19 protein-coding genes are annotated in these 26,324 nt (G+C 73.2%); 14 read left to right on the top strand and 5 right to left on the bottom strand.

The window, feature by feature from the left end:
- Positions 1-44: 44 nt before the first annotated feature.
- The 5 genes from ACIF8T_RS15710 (at position 45) to hflX (ending at position 7,204) form a co-directional block, all read left to right on the top strand.
- A complete protein-coding gene (locus ACIF8T_RS15710; protein ID WP_400035346.1) occupies positions 45-548 on the top strand; it encodes a hypothetical protein in 504 nt (167 codons plus the stop codon).
- A gap of 79 nt (positions 549-627) precedes the next feature.
- Positions 628-1,527, top strand: a complete 900-nt coding sequence (gene dapF / locus ACIF8T_RS15705) for a diaminopimelate epimerase (protein ID WP_400035239.1) — start codon at positions 628-630, stop codon at positions 1,525-1,527.
- Positions 1,528-1,779: 252 nt separating this feature from the next.
- A complete protein-coding gene (locus tag ACIF8T_RS15700; RefSeq protein WP_400035237.1) occupies positions 1,780-3,936 on the top strand; it encodes a RelA/SpoT family protein in 2,157 nt (718 codons plus the stop codon).
- A 121-nt stretch (positions 3,937-4,057) separates the two neighbouring features.
- On the top strand, positions 4,058-5,530 hold the full coding sequence (locus ACIF8T_RS15695; protein WP_400035236.1) for a M1 family metallopeptidase: 1,473 nt from the start codon (positions 4,058-4,060) through the stop codon (positions 5,528-5,530).
- A 180-nt stretch (positions 5,531-5,710) separates the two neighbouring features.
- A complete protein-coding gene (hflX, locus tag ACIF8T_RS15690; protein WP_400035235.1) occupies positions 5,711-7,204 on the top strand; it encodes a GTPase HflX in 1,494 nt (497 codons plus the stop codon).
- Positions 7,205-7,312: 108 nt separating this feature from the next.
- Here hflX and ACIF8T_RS15685 read toward each other — a convergent pair whose 3' ends face one another.
- Together ACIF8T_RS15685 and ACIF8T_RS15680 are read right to left on the bottom strand one after the other, a co-directional pair.
- Positions 7,313-8,521 (bottom strand): trypsin-like serine peptidase, encoded by a 1,209-nt coding sequence (locus ACIF8T_RS15685; protein ID WP_400035233.1) that lies wholly within the window; start codon positions 8,519-8,521, stop codon positions 7,313-7,315.
- A 217-nt stretch (positions 8,522-8,738) separates the two neighbouring features.
- Positions 8,739-9,959 (bottom strand): trypsin-like serine peptidase, encoded by a 1,221-nt coding sequence (locus tag ACIF8T_RS15680; protein WP_400035231.1) that lies wholly within the window; start codon positions 9,957-9,959, stop codon positions 8,739-8,741.
- Between the two features lie 579 nt (positions 9,960-10,538).
- Here ACIF8T_RS15680 and ACIF8T_RS15675 point away from each other — a divergent pair.
- The 3 genes from ACIF8T_RS15675 (at position 10,539) to ACIF8T_RS15665 (ending at position 15,212) form a co-directional block, all read left to right on the top strand.
- Positions 10,539-11,978, top strand: coding sequence for a diaminobutyrate--2-oxoglutarate transaminase family protein (locus tag ACIF8T_RS15675; RefSeq protein WP_400035344.1), 1,440 nt, complete (start codon positions 10,539-10,541; stop codon positions 11,976-11,978).
- A 523-nt stretch (positions 11,979-12,501) separates the two neighbouring features.
- Positions 12,502-13,239, top strand: a complete 738-nt coding sequence (locus ACIF8T_RS15670; protein WP_400035229.1) for a GNAT family N-acetyltransferase — start codon at positions 12,502-12,504, stop codon at positions 13,237-13,239.
- Positions 13,236-15,212: an ATP-dependent DNA helicase gene (locus ACIF8T_RS15665; RefSeq protein ID WP_400035227.1), complete on the top strand. Its 1,977-nt coding sequence runs from the start codon at positions 13,236-13,238 to the stop codon at positions 15,210-15,212. Before ACIF8T_RS15670 ends, ACIF8T_RS15665 begins: the two co-directional genes overlap by 4 nt.
- A 158-nt stretch (positions 15,213-15,370) precedes the next feature.
- On the opposite strand, the gene lexA is transcribed toward ACIF8T_RS15665, so the two are convergent.
- Positions 15,371-16,147 carry a transcriptional repressor LexA gene (gene lexA / locus ACIF8T_RS15660; protein WP_400035225.1) on the bottom strand — a complete coding sequence of 259 codons (777 nt, stop codon included), beginning with the start codon at positions 16,145-16,147 and terminating at the stop codon, positions 15,371-15,373.
- Positions 16,148-16,723: 576 nt separating this feature from the next.
- On the opposite strand from lexA, the gene nrdR reads away from it, so the two are divergent.
- The gene (gene nrdR, locus ACIF8T_RS15655; RefSeq protein WP_400035223.1) at positions 16,724-17,284 is read left to right on the top strand and encodes a transcriptional regulator NrdR; all 561 of its coding nucleotides are present in this window, start codon (positions 16,724-16,726) and stop codon (positions 17,282-17,284) included.
- Positions 17,285-17,448: 164 nt separating this feature from the next.
- Positions 17,449-20,340, top strand: a complete 2,892-nt coding sequence (locus ACIF8T_RS15650) for a vitamin B12-dependent ribonucleotide reductase (protein WP_400035221.1) — start codon at positions 17,449-17,451, stop codon at positions 20,338-20,340.
- A gap of 131 nt (positions 20,341-20,471) precedes the next feature.
- Here ACIF8T_RS15650 and ACIF8T_RS15645 read toward each other — a convergent pair whose 3' ends face one another.
- Positions 20,472-21,005 (bottom strand): TerD family protein, encoded by a 534-nt coding sequence (locus tag ACIF8T_RS15645; RefSeq protein ID WP_400035219.1) that lies wholly within the window; start codon positions 21,003-21,005, stop codon positions 20,472-20,474.
- 156 nt (positions 21,006-21,161) lie between these two features.
- On the opposite strand from ACIF8T_RS15645, the gene ACIF8T_RS15640 reads away from it, so the two are divergent.
- The 3 genes from ACIF8T_RS15640 (at position 21,162) to ACIF8T_RS15630 (ending at position 23,468) form a co-directional block, all read left to right on the top strand.
- The gene (locus ACIF8T_RS15640; protein WP_400035217.1) at positions 21,162-21,767 is read left to right on the top strand and encodes a YdbC family protein; all 606 of its coding nucleotides are present in this window, start codon (positions 21,162-21,164) and stop codon (positions 21,765-21,767) included.
- A gap of 120 nt (positions 21,768-21,887) precedes the next feature.
- A complete protein-coding gene (locus tag ACIF8T_RS15635) occupies positions 21,888-22,547 on the top strand; it encodes a histidine phosphatase family protein (protein ID WP_400035215.1) in 660 nt (219 codons plus the stop codon).
- A 12-nt stretch (positions 22,548-22,559) separates the two neighbouring features.
- The gene (locus ACIF8T_RS15630; protein ID WP_400035213.1) at positions 22,560-23,468 is read left to right on the top strand and encodes an ADP-ribosylglycohydrolase family protein; all 909 of its coding nucleotides are present in this window, start codon (positions 22,560-22,562) and stop codon (positions 23,466-23,468) included.
- Positions 23,469-23,953: 485 nt separating this feature from the next.
- Here the strand turns inward: ACIF8T_RS15630 and ACIF8T_RS15625 are convergent, their stop codons facing one another.
- Positions 23,954-25,501 (bottom strand): MFS transporter, encoded by a 1,548-nt coding sequence (locus ACIF8T_RS15625; RefSeq protein WP_400035211.1) that lies wholly within the window; start codon positions 25,499-25,501, stop codon positions 23,954-23,956.
- 184 nt (positions 25,502-25,685) lie between these two features.
- Between ACIF8T_RS15625 and ACIF8T_RS15620 the strand changes: the two genes are divergently transcribed.
- Complete coding sequence (locus ACIF8T_RS15620) at positions 25,686-26,309, top strand: TetR/AcrR family transcriptional regulator (RefSeq protein WP_400035209.1); 624 nt, start codon at positions 25,686-25,688, stop codon at positions 26,307-26,309.
- The last annotated feature ends 15 nt before the right edge of the window (positions 26,310-26,324 follow it).

Here is a 26,324-nt window from a genome sequence, read left to right as displayed (position 1 = left end):
CTTCGATCGACCAAGTGGAGTCCTAGTTGGGAGGGCGCGTGGCGATGGAGGCCGGCCCTCGCGACACCGCACGAAGCAGCGAACCCGTCACCCCCGACCGGGGCGCCGGGGAACAGGAAGCGGACCGTCTGAGCCCGGACGGGCCCGACGAGACGCAGGGCGGCGTGACCGCCGACGGCCCCGAGCCCGAGGAGATGTTCGCGGGCGGCGAGGAGGTCGAGGTCGAGCTGCGCCCGCAGCGCCGGCTGCGCCTGTGGCAGCTCGCCCCCATCGTGGGCCTGGCCGCGGTCGGGTCGCTGATGTTCGCCTTCCCGCTCGCTTTCGACTTCGGCGACAGCGGGGCCGTGATCGCGATGCTCGGGCTGCTGATCTGCTCGTGCGCGGCCGGCTGGGGCATGATGGCCGCCCGCCGGGTGGGTTCCACCTGGCCGGGCCTGCCGCAGCGCGGCTCGGGCCGCCGTCCCGACTGGCGGGTGGTGCTCGCGTACGCCCTGGTCGTGATCGTCGTGGTGGTGCTCGCCGTCTGGCGCGTGGCACGTCTGCGCTGACCGCCGACCGCCGACCGCTGACCGCCGGCCGGCACCCCGGCCCCGGCGCGCCGTCCCGCCCAGCCCGTACGATCGAGGGATGAGCACGCGGATCGCCTTCCTCAAGGGTCACGGCACCGAGAACGACTTCGTGATCGTCCCCGACCCGGAGAACACCCTCGACCTGTCCCCGGCCGCCGTCGCCGCGCTGTGCGACCGCCGCGCGGGCATCGGCGGTGACGGACTGCTCCACGTGGTGCGCTCCGCCGCGCACCCCGAGGCACGGCACATGGCGGCCGAGGCCGAGTGGTTCATGGACTACCGCAACGGCGACGGCTCGATCGCGGAGATGTGCGGCAACGGGGTCCGGGTGTTCGCCCGCTACCTCCAGCGCGCCGGACACGCCTCCGAGGGGGACCTCGCGGTCGCCACGCGCGGCGGCGTGAAGACCGTGCACATCGCCAAGGGCGGGTCCGGGGACGGCGCCGCGGGTGACATCACCGTCGGCATGGGCAAGGCGCTGCTGCCGCAGGGCGAGGTCACGGTCAGCGTCGGCGGGCGCAGCTGGCCCGCGCGCAACGTGAACATGGGCAACCCGCACGCGGTGGCCTTCGTGGAGGACCTGGCGCACGCGGGCAGCCTGCTCTCCCCGCCGCCGTTCAGCCCGGCCGCCGCCTACCCGGACGGGGTGAACGTGGAGTTCGTGGTCGACCGCGGCCCCCGGCACGTCGCGCTGCGCGTGCACGAGCGCGGTGCCGGCGAGACCCGTTCGTGCGGCACGGGCGCGTGCGCGGTCGCCGTGGCCGCCGCCCGCCGTGACGGCGTCGACCCGGCGGTGACCGGCGCCCCCGCCACCTACACCGTGGACCTCCCCGGCGGCACCCTGGTCATCACCGAGCACCCCGACGGCGCGATCGAGATGACCGGCCCCGCGGTGATCGTCGCCGAGGGCGAGATCGACGCGGCGTGGCTGGACCGCGCCGTCCGCGACAGGGCCTGAGATCGGGTGCCGCGCGGTGCGCGCCACCCGGCCGGGACCGCGCGGCGCCGCGAGGCCCGTGGCACGAAAACGTAAACCTGCAAGCCTTCGCTCGAATGGGTGATCCGTTTCACGCTCGGCGAGAGGCGGTCAGCCGCACGTGATGGGCTCGGTAGCATCAAGCACCGGCCCGGACGGGGGACCGACGCCGCCCCTGGAGCCGTGTCCGCCCTGGGGCTCCCCGTCCGCCGGTCCACGCAGCCGGAGGTGCCCATGAGTGCGGAGGCCACGAATCCCGCGACCCCAGTGCCGGTGGCAGGCGCCCTGTCAGGGCCCGTCACACCGGCCGCGCCACGCAGGAAGGCCCGCCCCCGGCTCGATCTGCGCCGCCTGGGCCGCGCCGCGCTGCTCGGCCCGGCCGCCCGCGGCCGGCTGCCCGACGCCATCGGCCACGTCGTGGACGCCCACCGCGCCCACCACCCCGACGCCGACCTCGAACCCCTGCGCCGGGCCTACGTCCTGGCCGAGTCCTCGCACCGCGGCCAGATGCGCAAGAGCGGCGAGCCGTACATCACGCACCCGCTCGCCGTGACCCTGATCCTCGCCGAACTCGGCGCCGAGACCACCACGTTGACCGCCTCCCTGCTCCACGACACCGTCGAGGACACGGAGGTGACGCTCGATCAGGTCGGCGAGCAGTTCGGCGAGGAGGTGCGCTACCTCGTCGACGGCGTCACCAAGCTGGAGAAGGTCGACTACGGCGCCGCCGCCGAGCCCGAGACCTTCCGCAAGATGCTCGTCGCCACCGGCAACGACGTCCGCGTGATGTCGATCAAACTCGCCGACCGGCTGCACAACATGCGCACCCTCGGCGTCATGCGCCCCGAGAAACAGGAGCGCATCGCCAAGGTGACCCGCGACGTCCTCATCCCGCTCGCCGAACGGCTCGGCGTCCAGGCGCTCAAGACCGAACTGGAAGACCTCGTCTTCGCGATCCTGCACCCCGAGGAGTACGAGCGCACCCGGGAGCTGATCGTCCAGAACGCCTCCCGCGCGGACGACCCGCTCGCCGAGGTCGCCGACGAGGTGCGCGGAGTCCTGCGGGAGGCCGACATCCCGGCCGAAGTCCTCATCCGGCCCCGGCACTTCGTCTCCGTGCACCGGGTCTCCCGCAAACGCGGCCGGCTGCGCGGCGCCGACTTCGGCCGCGTGCTGGTCCTGGTGAACGAGGACGCCGACTGCTACGCCGTCCTCGGCGAACTGCACACCTGTCTGACGCCGGTCGTCTCGGAGTTCAAGGACTTCATCGCCGTACCGAAGTTCAACCTCTACCAGTCGCTGCACACCGCCGTCGCCCGGGAGGACGGCCAGGTCGTCGAGGTCCTCGTCCGGACCCACCAGATGCACAAGGTCGCCGAGGCCGGCGTCGTCGCCCTCGGCAACCCGTACGCGCCCGCGCCCGACGACCCGGCCGACGGCGAGCGCGTCGACCCCACCCGCCCCGGCTGGCTCTCCCGCCTCCTCGAATGGCAGCGCGCCGCGCCCGACCCCGACACCTTCTGGTCCACCCTGCGCCAGGACCTCGCCCAGGACCGCGAGATCACCGTCTTCCGGCCCGACGGCGGGACGCTGGGCCTGCCCGAGGGCGCCACCTGCGTGGACGCCGCGTACGCGCAGTACGGAGAGGACGCGCACGCGTGCATCGGCGCCCGCGTCAACGGGCGGCTGGCGACGCTGAGCACCGTCCTGAAGGACGGCGACACCGTCCAGCTCCTCATGGGCCAGGACCCGGCCTCCGAGCCGTCCCGGGAGTGGCTGGAGCACGCCCGCACGCCCGCCGCCCGCATCGCCATCCAGCGGTGGCTGGCGACCCACCCGGCGCAGGGCGGGCGGGACGAGGCCGAGGAGACCGCCGCGCCCCGGCCGGCCGTCGAGGCACCCGCCCCGGAGACCCCGGCCGCGCGCTCCGCCGGCGCCGACGTCCTCGTCGACCGGCCCGGCACGACCGTACGGCTGGCCGGCTGCTGCACGCCCGTACCGCCCGACGAGATCACCGGCTTCGCCGTGCGCGGGGGAGTGGTGACGGTGCACCGCGTGGGATGCGCGGGGGTGGCGCGCATGAAGGGCGCGGGGCGTGCGGAGGTCGGCGTGCGCTGGGGCGACACCGCCGAGTGCCGGGTCACGCTCGTCGCCGAATCGTTCGTCCGCCCGCACCTGCTCGCCGACCTCACCGAGGCGATGGCCCAGGAGGGCGCCGAGATCGTCTCCGCGACCGTCGAACCGCCCACCCAGCAGCAGGTCCGCCACACCTACACCGTCCAGCTCCCGGACGCCGCCCACCTGCCCGTCCTCATGCGCGCCATGCGCAACGTGCCCGGCGTGTACGACGTGAGCCGGGCGCAGCCCCAGCCGCAGCCGCCGGGAGCCTGAGGCCCGGAGTGCACCGGAGGGCCGGGAACGCGGCAGCCGGCGCAGGCACCGGTCCCCGGTTCGGGTGGGCCGGGCGCGCGCCGCCGCCGTCGCGCCCGCGCGCGCTGATAGCCGTGAGGGCATGCTGCACACCCCTCGCACCCGGCCCTCCCGCACCCGTCGCCGCAGGTCGGCCGCGGCACTGCTGGCCTCCGCCGTCTCCGTCTGCCTCGTCGCCGCGAGCGCCCCCGCGGTCCCGCTCGGGGTCGGCGACCGCCTCTTCCCGTACCTGGGCAACCCCGGATACGACGTGACGTCGTACGACCTCGCCTTCCACTACTCCGGCACCAACGACAGACCCCTCGACGCCGTCACCACGATCGACGCCCGGGCCACCACCGACCTGGACCGCGTCAACCTCGACTTCGCCCACGGCACCGTCCGCTCGGTGGAGGTCGACGGCGAACCCGCCGCCTTCGGCAGCTCCGGCGAGGACCTGGTGATCACGCCCGAGGACCCGCCGTCCGAGGGCGACCGGATGCGGATCACCGTGCGGCACACCAGTGACCCCCGCCCGGCGAAGGACCGCGAGGGCGGCTGGCTGCGCACCGCCGACGGCCTGGCCCTCGCCAACCAGGCCGACGCGGCCCACCTGGTGTTCCCGTGCAACGACCACCCCTCCGACAAGGCGCTGTTCACCGTCCGGGTCACCGCGCCCGACGGCCACACCGCCGTCGCGAGCGGCCTGCCCACCGGGGTCGACCGGGCCGGCGGCACGACCACCTGGACGTACCGGACCCGGCACCCCATGGCCACCGAACTCGCCCAGGTGTCCATCGGCCGCTCCACCGTCCTGCACCGCACCGGCCCGGACGGACTGCCCGTACGGGACGTCGTCCCCACCCGGCACCGCGCGGCGCTCGAACCGTGGCTGGCGAAGACGCCCGACCAGATCGCCTGGATGGAGGAGAAGGTCGGGCGCTACCCCTTCGAGACGTACGGCCTGCTCATGGCCGACGTCTCCACCGGCTTCGCCCTGGAGACGCAGACGCTCTCCCTCTTCGAGCGGGAGATGTTCACCGACGACGCCTACCCCGAGTGGTACGTCGACTCGGTCATGGTCCACGAGCTGGCCCACCAGTGGTTCGGCAACAGCGTCAGCCCCCGCACCTGGTCCGACCTGTGGCTCAACGAGGGGCACGCCACCTGGTACGAGGCGCTGTACGCGGAGGAGAAGGCGGGGAAGCCGCTGGAGCAGCGGATGAAGGCCGCCTACGGCGCCTCCGACCGCTGGCGCGCGGCCGGCGGACCGCCCGCGGCCCCCAAGGCGCCCGAGCCCGGGCGGAAGACCGGCATCTTCCGGGCGAACGTGTACGACGGCGCCGCGCTCGTGCTGTACGCCCTGCGCCAGGAGATCGGCCGCCCGGCCTTCGAGCGCGTGGAACGGGCCTGGGTCGGCCTGCACCGGGACGGCACGGCCGGCACCGGGGACTTCGTCCGCCTCGCCTCCCAGACCGCCGGCCGTGACCTGGGCCCCTTCCTGCAGGGCTGGCTGTACGGCGAGAAGACCCCGCCGATGCCGGGCCACCCGGACTGGAAGCCGGCCGCCCGATAACACGGTGACGAGACGGCCCGTGCCGTGCGACCATCGTCAGGTCGGCGCGGCACGGGACACGGGAATCTCCCGGGGTACCCGTGCGTTGTGGACAGTGACGGACCAGATCCGGCGGTTCCGGACCACCCGGGGCCCCGCTCCGTCACCGCAGGACGGTTTCCCATCGACGCAAAGGATCCAATGACCTCCTCTTCATCCCCTTCCCAGGACAGCAAGCGCCTCGCGTACACCTACCCCGAGGGCCTTCGGGCCGATGCCCTGATGGAAGAGGACGTCGCCTGGAGCCACGAGATCGACGGAGAGCGGGACGGCGACCAGTTCGACCGCTCCGAGCGCGCGGCCCTGCGCCGCGTGGCGGGCCTCTCCACCGAGCTCGAGGACGTCACCGAGGTCGAGTACCGCCAGCTCCGCCTGGAGCGGGTCGTGCTCGTCGGCGTGTGGACCTCGGGAACCGTGCAGGACGCGGAGAACTCCCTCGCGGAGCTCGCCGCGCTCGCGGAGACGGCGGGCGCCCTCGTGCTCGACGGCGTGATCCAGCGCCGCGACAAGCCCGACGCGGCGACCTACATCGGCTCCGGCAAGGCCGAGGAGCTGCGCGACGTCGTCATCGAGACGGGCGCGGACACCGTCATCTGCGACGGTGAGCTCAGCCCGGGCCAGCTCATCCACCTCGAGGACGTCGTCAAGGTCAAGGTCATCGACCGTACGGCCCTGATCCTCGACATCTTCGCCCAGCACGCCAAGTCCCGTGAGGGCAAGGCGCAGGTCGCGCTCGCGCAGATGCAGTACATGCTGCCGAGGCTCCGCGGCTGGGGTCAGTCGCTGTCCCGGCAGATGGGCGGCGGCAAGGGCGGCGGCCTCGCCACCCGTGGTCCCGGTGAGACCAAGATCGAGACGGACCGGCGCCGGATCCGCGAGAAGATGGCGAAGATGCGCCGGGAGATCGCGGAGATGAAGACCGGCCGCGACATCAAGCGCCAGGAGCGGCGCCGCCACAAGGTGCCCTCCGTCGCCATCGCGGGCTACACCAACGCCGGCAAGTCCTCGCTGCTCAACCGCCTCACGGGCGCGGGCGTGCTGGTCGAGAACGCCCTGTTCGCGACCCTCGACCCGACCGTGCGCCGGGCCGAGACCCCGAGCGGGCGGCTGTACACCCTGGCCGACACGGTCGGGTTCGTCCGCCACCTGCCCCACCACCTGGTCGAGGCGTTCCGCTCCACGATGGAGGAGGTCGGCGACTCCGACCTGATCCTGCACGTGGTGGACGGTTCGCACCCGACCCCGGAGGAGCAGCTGGCCGCCGTGCGCGAGGTGATCAGGGACGTCGGCGCCACCGACGTGCCCGAGATCGTCGTGATCAACAAGGCGGACGCGGCCGACCCGCTGGTGCTCCAGCGGCTGCTGCGCAACGAGAAGCACTCGATCGCGGTCTCCGCCCGCACCGGCCAGGGCATCGCCGACCTGCTCGCGCTCATCGACAACGAGCTGCCGCGCCCGGCGGTCGAGATCGAGGCGCTGGTGCCGTACACCCACGGCAAGCTGGTCGCCCGTGCCCACGACGAGGGCGAGGTGATCTCCGAGGAGCACACCGCGGAGGGCACCCTGCTCAAGGTGCGCGTGCACGAGGAGCTGGCGGCGGAACTCGCGCCGTACGTCCCGGCGCCGGCCGCCTGAGCCGTGCGCCGAGTGGTGCCGCGCGCCGTGCTCCGCTGACCGGCCTGTGACACGCCGAAGGCCCGCCCCGACGACGGGGCGGGCCTTCGGCGTGTGCGGACGGACCGGTCACCGGCCGCCGTAGGTCTTGCTCATGTTCTGGTAGAGCGCCTCCGCGTCCGGGCCCAGCTGCGGGCCGGCCAGCCAGGTGTTGTCGGCCGGCCCGATGGACGTGTTGGAGACCAGGACGGTCCTGCCGTCCCGCACCCGGAACCAGCCGCCGCCGGAGGAACCGCCGGTCATGGAGCAGCCGATGCGGTGCATCGTCGGCAGGGCGGGGCCGAGCGAGAGGCGGCCGGGCACGTCGAGGCACTTGAACATCTGCAGGCCGTCGTACGGCGGCGCCGCCGGGTAGCCCCAGGCGCCCGTCTTCCCGGCCTCGGCCGCGGACGGGGCGGAGAAGTCGATGTCCAGGGCGGCGCCGACCGTCTCCTCCAGGGACTTGGTGCCCTGCTCCGGCTTCACGTGCAGCACGGCGTAGTCGTACGGGGCGCCGTCGCCGCCCGTTTCCGAGCCGCCCCGGATCCACTGGTGGGAGGTCGAGGCCCAGTCCGCCCACCAGTTGCCGTACGGGGCGATCTCCGCGGGAGTGGCCCGGGCCAGTTCCGCGTCGGACTTGCCCAGGTCGTTGTAGGCCGGGACGAAGACGATGTTGCGGTACCAGCCGCCGTCGCCGCCGGCGTGCACGCAGTGGCCGGCCGTCCAGACCAGGTTGGACCTGCCCGGGTGGTTGACGTCCTTGACGACCGTGCCGGAGCAGACGGCCGGGCCGTCGGGGGAGTCGAAGAAGACCTTGCCGACGGGCGCGGCGTTCCGGTGGTAGGGCGTCTTCTCAGCGGTGGCCCGGACGGGCGCGGGCTCCGGGTCGCTGACGCCCCGGCCGGCCGCCGCGTCCTTCGTCGTGACCGTCTTGTCGGCCTCCTGCGCGGACCGCATCCGCTCCGGCTTCCACAGGCCCTCGATCACCGGGTTGACGAAGTCCTCGGCCTCGCTGAGCCACTTGTCCCGGTCCCAGTCCTTCCAGCCGCCCTCCTTCCACCGGTCGACGTCGATGCCGTGCTCCTTGAGCCGGCCGGCGAGGTCCGCCGGGAGCCCGGCCTCGCCGGCGCCGTCGGCGGCGGCCCGGGACGGGGTGGCGCCCGGCTTGTCGCCCGCCGTGTCCCCGGTCGAGCCGCCGCAGGCGGTGGCGGTGAGCGCCAGGGCGGCGACGAGCCCGGTGGCGGCGAGGACGGTGCGTGGCGCCCGCCCGGGCGCTGCGGGCGTACGTGTGGAACGCATGGTGCGGTGACCCCCGTTGAAGCGTGCGAAGGTGATGCCTGGTGGTGGGTCCGGCCTTGCTGCCGGTGTCCTGTGCTTGTCGCGTCGGCGCGGGCCCGGTCGGCCCTTCGAACGCGACACCCCACTGTGCCCGTGGAGTCGGGACGGACGGCGGCGGGGCGATGGAGGTTCCACGGGTCCGTGGACCACCCCGCCGCCGCGCGTGCTCAGCGGCCGGTCACTGCCCGGCGAACTTGCGGCTGACGGCGTCGTACACGCCCTTGGCCTCCGCGCCCAGCCGCGGACCGGCCAGCCAGCCCGACGTCACCGGGCCGATCGAGGTGTTGGAGACCAGCGCGGGCCTGCCGTCCGACCCCGTGGCCACCCAGCCGCCGCCGGACGAACCGGCGGTCATGCTGCAGCCGATGCGGTACATCGTCGGGTCCGCCGCGTCGATCGACAGCCGTCCCGGCCGGTCCTGGCACCGGAACAGCGTCTCGCCGTCGTAGGGCGGCGCGGCCGGGTAGCCGATCGCGGTGACGCTCTCCACCTGCGGCACGGCCGGGGCCCGGAAGTCCACCGGGAGCGCCGAACCGACCGTCTCCTCCAGCGACTTGCCGCCGCTGCCCTCCTCCGGCGTCACGTGGATGACGGCGAAGTCGTACGCGGCGCCGTCCCCGCCGGTCGCGCCGCCCCGCTCGATCCACTGGTCGGAGGTCTGCGCCCAGTCGCCCCACCAGACGCCGTAGGGAGCGACGTCCTCGCGGGTGGCGTCCGCCAGCTCCCGGGCGGACCGGCCGGCGTCGTTGTACGAGGGCACGAACGCGATGTTCCGGTACCAGCCGCCCTTCTGGCCGGCGTGCACGCAGTGGCCCGCCGTCCACACCAGGTTGGACTTGCCGGGGTTGGCCGGATCCTCCACGACCGTCGCCGAGCAGACCATCGTGCCCTCGGGGGAGTCGAAGAACACCTTGCCGGCGGTGGGCGCGTTGGCGTGGTACGACGCCGGTACGGCCTGCGCGTCGACCGGCCGCGGGGCCGGGTCGGTCACGCCCCGGTCACCGGAGAGGTCGCCGTCGTCGACGCCCTGGTCGGCCGGCTCCTCGGCCTCCCGCATGCGGTCGGGGTCCCACAGCCCTTCGATGATCGGGTTGACGAACTCGTTGGCCTCGCGCAGCCAGTCGTCCCGGTCCCAGTTCTTCCAGGCGCCGTCCCGCCACTTGTCGATGTCGATCCCGTGTTCCTTGAGCCGGTCCCTGATGTCGTCCGGGATCCGCAGCTTGCCGTCGTCGGACGCGGTCGCGGTGGCCTCACCGCCCGCCGTGGTGTCGCCCGAGCCGCAGGCGGTGGCGGTGAGCGCGAGCGCCGAGGCGAGGGCGACGGCGGACAGCAGGGGGGAGGCCGTGCGGCGCGCCGTCCTCCTGCGGCGAGCGGTGGACGACGGCCGTGTGGATCGCATGATCTGACTCCCCCTGCTGTGGACGAACGTGGTGCCTCGGCCGTGGTGCGCCCGCCGGACTCGGGTCGAGGGCGGCCGGCCCACGGCGCCGGGAACGGCACCACACACTATGCGCTCGCTGTGGGGCACGCCCCACGGAACGGCAACGGTTCGGCTACAAGCGGTCTGACCTGGCCCTCGGTCCAACTACCCCGCCACGGACCGGTCATGCCGGCAGGGCCGCGGAGCCGTGAGGAACGCGGCGCATGCGGGCCGGTGCCGGGGCGCGGGCGGTCGCTGGGGACCGGGGAGTGCGCCGGGACAGCGGGCGGACGTCGGGACACGGGGAGCGCCGGCGCGTGGGCGCGCGCCCACGCGCCGGAGTGCGCGCTGCCGACCTCCCCTCGCCACAGGGTTTTCGGCGCGACCCGTAACCCCGTGAGCGGTCGGTGGTTGGTAGGGGTGGGGGTCTGCTGCCGAGGGGCGGTCCCCCGTGCCCGTGGTCGTGCCAGACGTCGCTCCGAGTCGCCCCGGCACAGCGGGAAGGACCGTGGGAGGACGGAAGTCGTGGACGAATCCGCGTACGGGGGACGGGCGTCCGTGCAGGCCGTGCCGGAGTGCGGTGCCGGTGAGACGCGTTCGGGGACGGGCGTGGCGCACGAGGGGGTCCTGCGGCGCCAGTCCGCGCGGGAGTCCGCGGCCCGCACCTACGCCCGGGCCCTGCCGATCGTGCCGGTGCGGGCCCGCGGGCTGACCATCGAGGGCGCGGACGGCCGCCGTTACCTGGACTGCCTCTCCGGGGCCGGCACGCTCGCCCTCGGGCACAACCACCCGGTCGTGCTGGAGGCCATCCGGAAGGTCATCGACTCGGGCGCCCCGCTGCACGTCCTCGGCCTGGCGACACCCGTCGAGGACGCCTTCGTCACCGAGCTGTTCCGCACCCTGCCGGCCGGGTTCGCCGACCGGGCCCGCGTGCGGTTCTGCGGACCGGCCGGCACCGACGCGATGGAGGCCGCCTTCGCCCTCGTCCGGGCCGCGACCGGGCGGAGCGGGCTGGTCGCGTTCGCCGACGCCGGCCACGGGACGGCCGCCGGGGCGCTCGACGCGTCCGGCGACGCCCGCGACGTGCGGGTGGCCCGCCTGCCCTACCCGCAGGACTACCGCTGCCCGTTCGGGGTCGGCGGCGAACGCGGGGCCGAACTCGCCGCCCGCTGGGCCGAGTCCGTCCTCGACGACCCCGAGTCGGGCGTGCCGCTGCCGGCCGGGATGATCGTCGAGCCCGTGCAGGGCGAGGGCGGGGTGATCCCCGCCCCCGACAGCTGGCTGCGGCGCGTGCGGCAGATCACGGCGGTCCGCTCCGTCCCGCTGATCGCCGACGAGTCCCAGACCGGCGTCGGGCGCACCGGCGCGTTCTGGGCGGTGGAGCACAGCGGCGTCACCCCCGACGTGATGGTGCTGTCCAAGGCCATCGGGGGCAGCCTGCCGCTGGCCGTCGTGGTGTACCGCGAGGACCTCGACGTGGGACCCGGCGCCCACGCCGGAACGTTCCGCGGCAACCAGCTCGCCATGGCCGCGGGTGCGGCCACCCTCGCCCACGTACGCGAGAACCGCCTCGCCGAACGCGCGGCCGCCCTGGGCTCCCGCATGCTGGCCCAACTCCGTGAGCTGGCGCGGGAGTACCCGTGCATCGGCGACGTGCGGGGCCGCGGCCTGATGATCGGCGTCGAGCTGGTGGACCCCGACGGGGAGGCGGAGGACGGCGGTCGCCCTGCCCCGGCCGGCGGTCCGGAGGGCGTGGGAGACGGGCCGGTAGGGCCGGGCGCCGCGCGGGGACCGCGTCCCGTCGCTCCCGGACTCGCCGCGGCGGTGCAGCAGGAGTGCCTGCGGCGCGGGCTGATCGTCGAACTCGGCGGCCGCCACGCCGGTGTCGTACGGCTCCTGCCGCCGCTGACCATCACCGACGAGCAGGCGGCCGCGGTGCTGGACCGGCTGGCCGACGCGGTGCGGGCAGCGGCCCGGAGCCGGACCGGCCATGCGTAGCCGTACGGGTCGCCCCGCGACGCGTAGCCGTACGGGTCGCCCCGCGACGCCCGTGCCGGGCGGACCGCGCGCCCGCCCTCTCCTGCGCGCGCGGCTGTTAGGCGGGGGCGTTCCCGCCCGGGAACGCTCCCGGTACGCGCCGGCCCGCCACCGCGGGCACCACCCTGATCGACCCCTGAGGAACCGCCGTGACCACCCTCCCCGCATCCGACGACCGCACCCCCGCCCGGCCCCGCCGCTCCGCCGGCCCCCAGGTCCCGGTGCCGGTCCGTCCCCCGGCCGGTCCGGCGCCCGCCGCCGGCCGGGCACCGGGGAGGACACCCGGGGACCGCGCCACGGGAGCCCGGCGCACGAGCGGGAGGAGGCGAGCGGGGACGGGGAGGACACCGTCGATCCGCGCCTGCCGGACGAGCGCCTGGCGGCCCCGGCCGCCGAGCCGGAGGACCGCGGACGCGTCCCGGGCGCGGAGCGCCCCGGCCTCCGCACCGGCGGCTCCCGCGTCGGCACGGCCGACGGCACCCTCGTGGCCGCGGCCCGCGACGACCTCCTCGACCGCGTCGCCGGCCGCGGCCCGACCGGCGGCACACCGGCGGGCGTGTTCCCCCTCGTCCCGGTGCGTCCCGTACGCGACCTCGCACGCATCGCCCGCTGCATGAACGCCCCCGCCGTCGCGGCCTCCTGGCAGCCGTCCGGACCGCAGGACACGACCGAACAGCACGTACGGGCCCGGCTCGCCGGCGACGGACGCGGCGTGCCCTGCGTCGGCGTACCGGACGCCACGCCCGTGAGCCACGGGGAGATCCACCGGGCGGACCTCGATCCGCCGGCCCGTCGCTGCCCGGTCCGGCCGCACGACACCGGCCGCCACCTCCTCATCGGCGCCGCCGCCCACCGCGGCCGCGGCCTCGGCGGCGCCCTGCTCGGAGCCGTCGCCGGCCCCGCGCTCGACAGGCGGCCCGCCTGCGCCCGCGTCGTCGCGGAACCCGGCCTCCGCGACGTCCCGTCCGTCGCCGCCTTCCCGGCCGCCGGTTTCCGGTTCTCCGCCGGGACCGGGGCCGCCCGGCGAGCGGGCCGCCCCGGTGGCCCGGGACCGGTCGCCCCGCGCGGCGCTGTGACGGTGCGTGTGACCTCGCTCTCCCGACGGGCACGCCGCCCGGCCGAACCGCCTCCACCCCAGGAGCCCTTCGTCGTGATCACATCCCCCGCCCCCGCCGTGATCGCCCGTTTGTCAGTGCTGGGCCGTAGGGTGGTCGCGCTATGACGAAGCCCTCACTCCACGAACTCCTGCACGCCGCCGTCGCCGCCGTCGGCGGTACGGAGCGCCCCGGTCAGGTGGCCATGGCCGAAGCCGTCGCGGAGGCGATCGACGACGGCTCCCATCTGCTGGTGCAGGCCGGTACCGGCACCGGAAAGTCGATGGGCTACCTCGTGCCCGCCCTCGCGCACGGGGAGCGGGTCGTCGTGGCGACGGCCACACTGGCCCTGCAGCGCCAGCTCGTGGAGCGGGACCTGCCGCGCACGGTCGAGGCGCTGCACCCGCTGCTGCGCCGCCGCCCGGAGTTCGCGATGCTCAAGGGCAGGTCCAACTACCTGTGCCTGCACCGCCTCCACGAAGGCGTCCCCCAGGACGAGGAGGAGGGCCTCTTCGACCAGTTCGAGGCGGCCGCCCCCACCAGCAGGCTGGGCCAGGACCTGCTGCGGCTGCGCGACTGGGCGGACGAGACGGAGAGCGGGGACCGCGACGACCTCACGCCCGGCGTCTCGGACCGCGCCTGGTCCCAGGTGTCGGTGTCGTCACGCGAGTGCCTGGGCGCCTCGAAGTGCGCCTACGGCGCCGAGTGCTTCGCCGAGACGGCCCGCGAGCACGCCAAGCTCGCGGAGGTCGTCGTCACCAACCACGCGCTGCTCGCGATCGACGCCATCGAGGGCGCCCCGGTCCTGCCGCAGCACGAGGTGCTGATCGTCGACGAGGCGCACGAGCTGGTCTCCCGGGTCACCGGCGTCGCCACCGGCGAGCTGACGCCCGGCCAGGTCAACCGCGCGGTGCGCCGCGCCGCCAAGCTCGTCGACGAGAAGGCCGCCGACCAGCTCCAGACCGCCGCCGAGGGCTTCGAACGACTGATGGAGCTGGCCCTGCCCGGCCGCCTGGAGGAGATCCCCGAGGACCTCGGCTACGCGCTCATGGCCCTGCGCGACGCCTGCCGCACGGTGATCTCCGCGATCGGCGCCACCCGGGACAAGTCCGTCCAGGACGAGGACGCGGTCCGCAAGCAGGCGCTGGCCTCGGTGGAGAGCGTCCACGACGTGGCGGAGCGCATCACCAACGGCTCCGAGTGGGACGTCGTCTGGTACGAGCGCCACGACCGCTTCGGCGCCTCCCTGCGCGTCGCCCCGATGTCCGTGTCGGGCCTGCTGCGCGAGAAGCTCTTCACGGACCGCTCCGTCGTCCTGACGTCCGCGACCCTGAAGCTGGGCGGCGACTTCAACGGCATCGGCGCCTCCCTGGGCCTTCCCCCCGAGGGCACCGAGGGCGACGACCTCCCGCAGTGGAAGGGCATCGACGTCGGATCGCCCTTCGACTACCGCAAGCAGGGCATCCTCTACGTCGCCAAGCACCTGGCGCGGCCCGCGCGGGACGGCGACCGCGCCGACATGCTCGACGAGCTCACGGAACTGATCCAGGCGGCCGGCGGCCGCACGCTCGGGCTCTTCTCCTCGATGCGGGCGGCCCAGCTGGCCGCCGAGGAGCTGCGCTCCCGGATCCCGGAGTACCCGATCCTGCTCCAGGGCGAGGAGACCCTCGGCGAGCTGATCAAGAACTTCGCGGCCGACCCCGCGACCTGCCTGTTCGGCACGCTCTCCCTCTGGCAGGGCGTCGACGTGCCGGGCCCCAGCTGCCAGCTGGTCGTGATGGACAAGATCCCGTTCCCCCGCCCGGACGACCCGCTGATGAGCGCCCGCCAGAAGGCGGTGGAGGAGGCCGGCGGCAACGGCTTCATGGCGGTCGCCGCGACCCACGCGGCGCTCCTCATGGCCCAGGGCGCCGGCCGCCTGGTCCGGGCGTCCGGAGACCGCGGCGTCGTCGCGGTCCTGGACCAGCGGCTGGCCACGGCCCGGTACGGGAGCTATCTGAAGGCGTCGCTGCCCGACTTCTGGTACACGACGGACCGCAACCAGGTCCGCAGGTCACTGGCCGCGATCGACGCGGCGGCGAAGCAGTCGGAAGCGGGCTGACGCGCGAAACCGGGGGCCCGTGGCGGTGCGGCGGGCCCCCGGTGCCGCACTGACCCGCCGCGAAGGCCGGGGCAGCGCAGGGCCCCGGAACCGGCGCAGAGGTCCCGGGGCCCGGTCTGGAGGGGCGGATCGACGCGGCGACCGCCCGGCCGGCGCGCTCAGACGCGACGCAGAACGGCCACCACCTTGCCGAGGATGGTCGCGTCGTCGCCGGGGATCGGCTCGTAGGCCGAGTTGTGCGGGAGGAGCCAGACGTGGCCGTCCTCGCGCTTGAAGCGCTTGACGGTGGCCTCGCCGTCGAGCATCGCGGCCACGATGTCGCCGTTCTCGGCGACGGGCTGACGGCGGACCGTGACCCAGTCGCCGTCGCAGATCGCGGCCTCGATCATGGAGTCGCCGACGACCTTCAGCACGAACAGCTCACCGTCGCCGACCAGCTGCCGGGGGAGGGGGAAGACGTCCTCGACGGACTCCTCCGCGAGGATCGGGCCACCGGCGGCGATCCGGCCGACCAGCGGGACGTACGACGCGGCGGGCTTGCCCGCGGTGTCCGTGGGCTGGACCGACGCGGCCTGGTCCGAGCCCCGCACCTCGTAGGCGCGCGGACGGTGCGGGTCGCGGCGCAGGAAACCCTTGCGCTCCAGTGCCATCAGCTGGTGCGCCACGGAGGAGGTGCTGGACAGGCCGACCGCCTGGCCGATCTCCCGCATGGACGGCGGGTAGCCGCGGCGCTGCACCGAATCCCTGATGACCTCGATCACGCGGCGCTGGCGGTCGGTGAGCCCCGAGCTGTCCGCCCGGATGCCGGGAGGTCGGCCCGGCAGGGAGCGCTTGTGCCCTTCGGGACTGGCTTCGTTCATCGCATGCACCGGCTCGAGTCGGCCCTGGGAGCGGTCCTGGGCAGTGATGGTGGCACTGTCTGCGGTGGTGGTCACGTCGGCCCCTCTCGATGGTCTCCCTGCTGCACAACGGTAGTTGCTTTCGAAAGGTTGCGCCAAACACACGTTCGAGTGAAAAAACGCGAATCGCCTGACGTGACCAGGTGTCCAGGTGTATCGGCCGCTCCTGCCCTCGGCGGACAAAACAGTCCATTGCTGTACTCTTCACCGCCGGGGTGCCGGCCCGTGAGCCGCGGCCCCAGTGTGCCATCCGGCACCGGCTCCGCAGGGGAGCGACCCCCCGTGTGCCAGGAGTCCGCCCGGGAACCGCACCTCCCCTCCGCGCGGCGATCACCGCTTCTCCGCATGCGACGCGACGGCGCGCGTGTGCTCCGTGTGGCTGGTGCGACACGGTCGGCACGCGTCGCCTGCACGGACCGGAGCGACACGCGTGCAGGGCGTGTATGTGTGAGCCAATCACCACATCTAGTGGTTGGATGGCCACAGCGGCCCAGAAGTTGTGGTGCCCCGGGTCTTCGGGCCCTCGGTGATCGCCTATGCTTGGGGCTGCTTCGCGGGGCCGATGAGGCCCGGCGAGGCTGTTGAGTCTGCTGTGAGGAGGGTTCGGAGTTCATGCACTGCCCCTTCTGCAGGCACCCCGACAGCCGTGTCGTCGACAGCCGTACGACCGACGACGGCACGTCGATCCGCAGGCGCCGTCAGTGCCCTGACTGCTCCCGTCGGTTCACGACCGTGGAGACGTGCTCGCTCATGGTGGTCAAGCGGTCGGGCGTCACCGAGCCGTTCAGCCGCACCAAGATCATCAACGGTGTGCGCAAGGCGTGCCAGGGGCGGCCCGTCACCGAGGACGCGCTGGCCCAGCTGGGGCAGCGGGTCGAGGAGGCGGTGCGCGCCACGGGCAGCGCCGAGCTGACCACCCACGACGTGGGGCTGGCCATCCTCGGCCCCTTGCAGGAGCTCGACCTCGTCGCCTACCTGCGGTTCGCCTCGGTCTACCGGGCCTTCGACTCGCTCGAGGACTTCGAGGCCGCGATCGCGGAACTCAGGGAGCAGACGGGAGGCCCCGGCGTGGACGACGACGACCGCGGGGGCGCCGGCGCGGGGAGCCGGGAAGACGACGGCGGGCCCGGAGGGACCGTCCAGGTCCCCGAGCCCGCGGGCGCCGCCGACTGACAGGCGGGCCGGACCCGGACGGCAGAGCCCGGGCCCGGCCGGTCGGCGGCGAGAAGAAGACCTGTTGCGGGCGATGCGCGTGGAGGCCCGCAGCACCAGACAGAACACCGTGCACCGGAACATCGGGGCACTTCAGGGCGTTTTCGCCCGTACAGGGAGGCGGCATGACAGAGACGGCGAGCGGTCCGGCACGGAGTCCCCGAGCCAAGAGCCCGAAGGCGGCGGGCAAGGGACTGCGTATCGAGCGCATCCACACCACCCCAGGGGTGCACCCCTACGACGAGGTGGCCTGGGAGCGCCGAGACGTCGTCATGACCAACTGGCGCGACGGCTCGGTCAACTTCGAGCAGCGCGGCGTGGAGTTCCCCGACTTCTGGTCGGTGAACGCGGTCAACATCGTCACCAGCAAGTACTTCCGCGGTGCCGTGGGCACCCCCCAGCGCGAGACCAGCCTCAGGCAGCTGATCGACCGCATCGTGAAGACGTACCGGAAGGCCGGCGAGGACCACAAGTACTTCGCCTCCCCGGCCGACGCGGAGATCTTCGAGCACGAGCTGGCGTACGCCCTCCTGCACCAGATCTTCAGCTTCAACAGCCCGGTCTGGTTCAACGTCGGCACGCCCCAGCCCCAGCAGGTCTCGGCCTGCTTCATCCTGTCCGTCGACGACTCCATGGAGTCGATCCTCGACTGGTACAAGGAAGAGGGCATGATCTTCAAGGGCGGCTCCGGCGCCGGCCTGAACCTCTCCCGGATCCGCTCCTCCAAGGAGCTGCTCTCCTCCGGCGGCAACGCCTCCGGTCCGGTCTCCTTCATGCGGGGCGCCGACGCCTCCGCCGGAACGATCAAGTCCGGTGGCGCCACCCGCCGCGCGGCCAAGATGGTCGTCCTCGACGTGGACCACCCGGACATCGAGGACTTCATCGAGACCAAGGTCAAGGAAGAGGAGAAGATCCGCGTCCTGCGCGACGCGGGCTTCGACATGGACCTGGGCGGCGACGACATCACGTCCGTCCAGTACCAGAACGCCAACAACTCGGTCCGCGTGAACGACGAGTTCATGAAGGCGGTCGAGGCCGGCGGCAAGTTCGGCCTGCGTGCCCGCATGACCGGCGAGGTCATCGAGGAGGTCGACGCCAAGCAGCTCTTCCGCAAGATCGCGGAGGCCGCCTGGGCGTGCGCCGACCCCGGCATCCAGTACGACGACACCATCAACGGCTGGCACACCTGCCCCGAGTCCGGCCGGATCACCGCGTCGAACCCGTGCAGCGAGTACATGCACCTGGACAACACGTCCTGCAACCTGGCCTCGCTCAACCTGATGAAGTTCCTGAAGGACGACGGCAAGGGCAACCAGTCCTTCCAGACCGAGCGCTTCCAGAAGGTCGTCGAGCTGGTCATCACCGCGATGGACATCTCGATCTGCTTCGCGGACTTCCCGACCGAGAAGATCGGCGAGAACACCCGCGCCTTCCGCCAGCTCGGCATCGGCTACGCCAACCTCGGCGCCCTGCTGATGGCCACCGGCCACGCCTACGACTCCGACGGCGGCCGCGCCCTCGCCGGCTCCATCACCTCCCTGATGACCGGCACGGCCTACCGCCGCTCGGCCGAGCTGGCCGCGGTCGTCGGCCCGTACGACGGCTACGCCCGCAACGCCGACGCCCACCAGCGCGTCATGAAGCAGCACGCCGACGCCAACGGCACCGCCGTGCGCATGGACGACCTGGACACCCCGGTGTGGGCCGCCGCCACCGAGGCCTGGCAGGACGTGCTGCGCCTCGGCGAGAAGAACGGTTTCCGTAACGCGCAGGCGTCCGTGCTCGCCCCGACCGGCACCATCGGCCTGGCGATGTCCTGCGACACCACCGGTGTCGAGCCCGACCTCGCCCTGGTCAAGTTCAAGAAGCTGGTCGGCGGCGGCTCGATGCAGATCGTCAACGGCACCGTGCCGCAGGCCCTGCGCCGCCTCGGCTACCTCGAGGAGCAGATCGAGGCGATCGTCGCCCACATCGCCGAGAACGGCAACGTGATCGACGCCCCGGGCCTCAAGCCCGAGCACTACGAGGTGTTCGACTGCGCCATGGGCGAGCGGGCCATCTCCCCGATGGGCCACGTCCGCATGATGGCCGCGATCCAGCCGTGGATCTCCGGCGCCATCTCCAAGACGGTCAACATGCCGGAGACGGCGACCGTCGAGGAGGTCGAGGAGATCTACTTCGAGGCCTGGAAGCTGGGCGTCAAGGCGCTCGCGATCTACCGCGACAACTGCAAGGTCGGCCAGCCCCTCTCCGCCAAGAAGAAGGAAGAAGAGAAGAAGACCGAGGAGCAGCCCGTCGCGGCCGAGCCCAAGGTCGAGAAGGTCGTCGAGTACCGCCCGGTCCGCAAGCGCCTCCCGAAGGGACGTCCCGGCATCACCACGTCCTTCACCGTCGGCGGCGCCGAGGGGTACATGACCGCCAACTCCTACCCGGACGACGGTCTGGGCGAGGTCTTCCTGAAGATGTCCAAGCAGGGCTCGACCCTCGCGGGCATGATGGACGCCTTCTCCATCGCGGTCTCCGTCGGCCTCCAGTACGGCGTGCCGCTGGAGACGTACGTCTCGAAGTTCACCAACATGCGCTTCGAGCCGGCCGGCATGACGGACGACCCGGACGTGCGGATGGCGCAGTCGATCGTCGACTACATCTTCCGCCGCCTGGCGCTGGACTTCCTGCCCTTCGAGACGCGCTCCGCGCTCGGCATCCACTCCGCCGAGGAGCGTCAGCGCCACCTGGAGACGGGGTCCTACGAGCCCGCCGAGGACGAGGTCGACGTCGAGGGCCTGGCCCAGTCGGCGCCGCGCGCCCAGGAGCTGAAGGCCGTCGCCGCGCCGAAGGCCGAGCCCGAGGCGGTCAAGCCCGCCCCGAAGCAGGCCCACACCAGCGCCGAGCTGGTGGAGATGCAGCTGGGCATCCAGGCCGACGCCCCGCTGTGCTTCTCCTGCGGCACGAAGATGCAGCGCGCCGGTTCCTGCTACATCTGCGAGGGCTGCGGCTCGACGAGCGGCTGCAGCTGAGGCCGGGCGGTCCGTCCGCCGAGCGGCGGACCGCATGACGGAGGGGCACCGGCCACGGGCCGGTGCCCCTCCCGTCGTGATCGTCCCCGGGACGACCCGGTGTCTCTCCCGCGGCCCCGCGCGCGGGCGTCTCAGGAAGGGCGTGCCGCGCCCATCGCGCCCGTGAAGCCCGCGGGATCGCCCTGGAAGCCGTGGACCCCGGACCGGAAGCCCCACGGTCCGGAACCGTCCCGGACGAACTCCGCGACCGTCGCCGCCGTCGCGCCCAGCACACCCCCGAAGTCGTCCTCCGCGAGGACGGTGTACCCCTCGCGGATGCGCAGACCGGGGTTGACCACGCTGACGAACGTCCGCTCCGCGGGCTGCTGCTGGATGACGACACCGACCACCACGCGCCCGTAGCGGCCGTCGAGCCGGTCGAGTTCGAGCGTCATGACCTCGTCGTAGCCGAAGCCCTGACCGTCCTTGCTGTCCCGGTTCAGCGTGATGGTGCCGTCCGGCGAGCGGCTGTCGAAGTGCACCACGTAGGCCGGGTCACCGTGCGGATCGTCCGTCAGGTAGGTGGCGGCGACGAGGTCCAGGTCGGTGGGCGGCCGGCCCGCCGGACTCGGGTCCCACCGCACCGCGATCTCGACCTTGCGGATCCCCTTGTTGAGGCCGTTCACAGACTTCCCCTTCCCCGTGCCCGTCCGGCCGTCCCGCCCAACTGCCGGGTGGCGACGGCTGGTTGTCCATCCTGCCACGCGTACGCGCGCGCGTGGCGGGGGAGATGTCCGGCCGGGGGTGACCGGCGCCACGTCCGGTGGCCTTACCATGGCGCGGTGCTGGTCAAGTGGATTCGCTGCACCGTGGTGGACCGCCGGGGTTTCGAGCGGGGACAGCGAAAGTGGGCGGGGCTTCTGGGGGAGCCGGGGTTTCGCGGACAGGGGGGCGGCTGGAGCCGGGGGCGGCCGGACGTGGCGCACGTCTTCGCCTTCTGGGAGAGCCGCGCCTTCTACGACTCCTTCATGGCGCGCTCCCACGACCGGCTCGCGGCGGCCCAGTCGGGCACGTTCAAGGACCTCCAGGTCAGGCTCTTCGACCACCGCTTCGACGTGAAGACCGGCTTCGAGCCGCGGTTCACGGACGCCGACCTGCTGCGGGTGGCGCTGTGCCGCGTCCACGAGGAGCGGGCCGAGCACTTCGTGCTCATGCAGGAGAAGGTGTGGAACCCGGCGATGGCCGGTTCGCCCGGCATGGTCCGCGGTCTGTTCGGCGAGGCACCGGGCAACGAGTACCTGGTCCTGTCGATGTGGCGGTCGGCCGCCGAGCACGGCAAGTACCGGACCGAGCGCGTGGAGCGGCTCGCCCTGCGCGCCCAGACCGAGGCCGACATAGCGGCCCTGACCGGTGACATCGTGGAGCTGGAACCCACCTGGACGGTGTGACGTCCGGGCGCGGCCGGGGTAGGCGGACCCGGTCGCCGGAGGGTGCCGGTCCGTGTGACCTGTGTCGTACGCACCCCGGGCGCGTGCTCGCCGGGCCGTCACCCGATCTAGGGTTTCGGCATGGCACGACCACGGCGCATCGTCCTCGTCCGGCACGGCGAGTCGACGGGCAATGTCGATGACTCCGTCTACGAACGCGAACCCGACCACGCGCTGGCCCTCACCGAGCGGGGCCGGCGGCAGGCGGAGGAGACCGGAAAGCTGCTGCGCGACCTGTTCGGCCGCGAACGCGTCAGCGTGTACGTCTCCCCCTACCGCCGCACGCACGAGACACTGCGCGCCTTCCACCTCGACCCCGGCCTCATACGGGTGCGCGAGGAGCCCCGGCTGCGCGAGCAGGACTGGGGGAACTGGCAGGACCGGGACGACGTCCGCCTCCAGAAGGCCTACCGGGACGCCTACGGCCACTTCTTCTACCGCTTCGCGCAGGGCGAGTCCGGCGCCGACGTCTACGACCGGGTCGGCGGGTTCCTGGAGAGCCTGTTCCGCAGCTTCGAGGCGCCCGACCACCCGCCCAACGTCCTGCTCGTGACCCACGGCCTGGCCATGAGGCTGTTCTGCATGCGCTGGTTCCACTGGTCCGTGGCGGAATTCGAGTCGCTGTCGAACCCCGGGAACGCGGAGATGAGGATGCTCGTTCTGGGGGAGGACGGCAAGTACGCGCTCGACCGGCCCTTCGAGCGGTGGCGGGATCCGGAGCCGTACGGGATCACCGGATAGAGTGGCAGGGCGATGACCGCTGACTCCTCTCCCGACGGGCGCCTGGAGCGCGCCCTGGCGAGCCTGCGCGGGCTCTCGGTCGGGGACGCCCTGGGCTCGCAGTTCTTCGTGCCGGTGAACTACCCGCTCCTCAAGCACCGCGAGCTGCCGCCCGCCCCCTGGCAGTGGACCGACGACACCGAGATGGCCTGTTCCGTCGTCGCGGTCCTGGCCGCGCACCACCGCATCGACCAGGACGCCCTGGCGCACTCCTTCGCCGAGCACCACGACTTCGACCGCGGGTACGGACCGGCGGTCAACCGCCTGCTGCGGCTGGTCCGGGAGGGCGGGGACTGGCGCGAGCTCGCCGCCGCCCTGTTCAACGGACAGGGATCCTGGGGCAACGGCGCCGCGATGCGCATCGCCCCCCTGGGCGCCTGGTACGCGGACGACCCGGAGCAGGCGACCCACCAGGCGGAGATCTCGGCGTACCCCACCCATCAGCACCGCGAGGCGGTGGTCGGCGCGATGGCCGTCGCCGCGGCCGCCGCCTTCGCCGCCGCGCCCGGCGGGCCCTCCGGCCCCGAGGCGCTGCTCGACGGGGTCATCGCGCTGGTGCCGGCCAGGAGCGCGGTCGGCGCGGGCCTGCGCCGGGCCCGGGACATGCTCGACTACGGCGACGCGAGCACCGTCGCGGCCGTCCTGGGCTCCGGACGGCGGACGACCGCCCACGACACGGTGCCCTTCGCCCTGTGGTCGGCCGCTCGGGCCCTCGGCGACTACGAGCGGGCGTTCTGGACGACCGCCCAGGTGGGCGGTGACGTGGACACCACCTGCGCCATCGTGGGCGGGGTGATCGCCGGCGGGAAGGCGGGGGCTCCGCCCGCCGAGTGGGTGCGGCGTACGGAGGAGCTGCCGGGCTGGGTGCCGGGGGCGGGCTGACGGTACCGGCCTGACGTGCCGGTCCGCCGGTACCGGTCCGATGGCCGCCGGGCCGTCGCCACTCACCGTGTGCCGTGGGAACTCTGCGTGACCGGGTGTGCGTTGTCGTGACATCCGCCGGGTGAGCCGTGTGCTCGCGCGCGGGGTGTCCGTGGGGTGCCGGTCCGGTCGTTCCGGGGGGGGGGGGGGGGATCGTGGCGGTGAGTTTCCTGTTCGCCGTGCTGGTCGTCGTGCTGTCCGCCGTGCCGTGTGCGGCGCCGTGTGCCGTGCCGGCCGTGAGGGCGAGGCTTGTGCGGGGCGGGCGGACGGCCGGAGTGCTGTCCTGCCCGCAGCCGCAGCCGCAGCCGCAGCCGCTGTCGCCGTCGTGGTCGCTGCTTCTGCCGCTGTCCGTGCCGGCGGTGGTGGCGGGCCCGCCCGGCGGGCGCCGGCAGGCTCCCGTGACGCCTGCCGGGGAGCCTCCGGCGCGTGCCCGCCGGGCGTGCCCGTCAGCCGAGGCCCGGTCCGGCCGAGCCGGCGAGTGCGTCCAGGTCGCTCCTGCGGACCCGTATGACGAACCATGCCGTGGCCAGGGCGAGGACGGCCATCGCGGCCGCCGGGACGAAGGCCGTCGAGATGCCCTGCGCGAGCACCTCGTGGCCCCAGGGGGCGGGCAGCTCGTGCGTCCGGGCGAACTCCGCCTTCTGCTCCGCCGAGCCGTCGGCCAGGAAGCGGGGCAGTTGCTCCTGGGCCTCGTCCCTGCTGGCCGTGCCGAACACCGTCGTCAGGATGGACAGGCCCAGCGAGCCGCCCACCTGCTGCATCGCGTTGAGCAGTCCGGAGGCGGCGCCCGCCTCGTGCTGGGCGACGCCGGAGACGGCGGTGAGCGTCAGCGTGACGAAGTTCAGCCCCATGCCGAAGCCGAACACCAGCATCGGCCCGAGGACCCCGCCCACGTACGAACTGCCGGAGCTGATCAGTGCCTGCCAGGCCAGCCCGGCCATCGCGAGCCCCGAGCCCACCAGCATGAACGGCTTGGGCCCCAGCACCGGCAGGAACCGCTGCGACAGCCCCGCGCCGAGCGCGATCACGACCGTCACGGGGAGGAAGGCGAGCCCCGCCTCGATCGGGCTGTACCCCAGCACGTTCTGCACGAAGAGCACGATGTAGAAGAACATGCCGAACATGGCCGCGGCGAGGCTCAGCATGATCACGTACGTGCCCGAGCGGTTGCGGTCGGCGAACATCCTCAGCGGGGTGATGGGCTCCTTGGCCCGGGACTCGACGAGGACGAAGGCCAGCAGCAGGACCACGGCGGCGGCGAAGGAGCCGATGGTCAGGCTGTCCCGCCACCCCTCGTCCGCCGCGCGGATGAAGCCGTAGACGAGGGACGCCATGCCGGCCGTCGAGGTCACCGCGCCCGCGATGTCGAAGCGCCCGGAGTGCCGTTCGGACTCGCTGATGTACAGCGGCGTGAGCACGGCGATGAGCACGCCGATGGGCACGTTGACGAAGAGCACCCACCGCCAGTCGAGCCACTCGGTGAGCATGCCGCCCGCGAGCAGGCCGATGGCGCCGCCGCCCGCCGAGACCGCGGCGAAGACGCCGAAGGCCCGGTTGCGTTCCGGGCCCTCGGGAAACGTGGTGGTGATCAGGGCCAGCGAGGTGGGCGACGCGATGGCGCCTCCCACCCCTTGCAGGACCCGTGCCGCGAGCAGCTGCCAGGGCTCCTGGGCGAGACCGCCGAGCAGGGAGGCGGCCGTGAACAGCAGGATGCCCGCCATGAAGACGCGGCGGCGGCCGAGGATGTCACCGGCCCGGCCGCCGAGCAGCAGCAGGCCGCCGAAGGTGAGCGTGTACGAGCTGACGACCCAGGTGAGGTCGGTCGTGCTGAACTCGAGCGCGTCTTGAATGTGCGGGAGGGCGATGTTCACAATCGTCGCGTCGAGTACCACCATGAGCTGGCAGGCCGCGATGACGGTGAGCGCGATACCGGGATGCCCCTCCCGGCGGGCCGCTCCCGGCTTCTGATCCGGAATCAACTGAGAGGTTGTCACTGTGAGTCCCCCACAACGGCTTTAGTGAACGCTTGCGTTCACTGTCGCGCCAACCGTAGTGAGTCCCCAATAGTGAACGCAAGCGTTCACTCTCGGCCTTGTCGCGCGGCACGTCCCCCTTTGCCGTTCTGTGACAAGCTGCCCTCCCCGGAATCCCCGCTTTCCCCGCTCGTTGGAGACATCGATGGCTATCTCGCGCTGGACGGCCGCCCCCGCTCGGGCGGCCTCCCCCCGCCGGCGCGGCGCGGTACTGGAACGCGCCATCCTGGACGCCGCGTTGGAGCAGCTGAGCACGGTCGGCTGGAACGCCCTCACGATGGAGGGGGTCGCGGCCGGTGCCCAGACCGGCAAGGCCGCGGTCTACCGGCGCTGGCCGTCCAAGGAGGACCTCGTCGCGGGCGCGCTGCAGGCCGGACTGCCGCGCTTCGAGGAGGCGCCCGACCTGGGCGGCGTGCGCGAGGACCTGCTCGCGCTGTGCCGGCAGGCGCGCGACGCGATGTACTCCCGCCCGGGGCTCGCCCTTCGCGCGGTGATTCACGAATGCGACCCGGCCCAGGCGGCCCGCTTCCACGGCGTGATCTTCGACGGCGTCGTGGAACCCGTCGTGAAACTGCTGCGAGAAGTCATCACCCGTGGCATCGAGCGAGGAGAGGTGCGGCCGGACGCGGACAACGGGTATGTCCTCGACGCCATCCCGGCCATGATGATGTACCGCTCCAAGGTGTGCGGAAGCGAATGGAGCGACGCGGAAGTGGAGGAGATGATCGACCTGCTGGTGCTGCCGCTGCTGCGCCCGGGCGGCGCCTGAGCCGCACGCGCGGGA

It is taken from the genome of Streptomyces sp. NPDC085946, from assembly GCF_044540485.1.
Lineage (GTDB): Bacteria > Actinomycetota > Actinomycetes > Streptomycetales > Streptomycetaceae > Streptomyces.
This window is presented reverse-complemented; position numbering and strand designations above follow the sequence as displayed.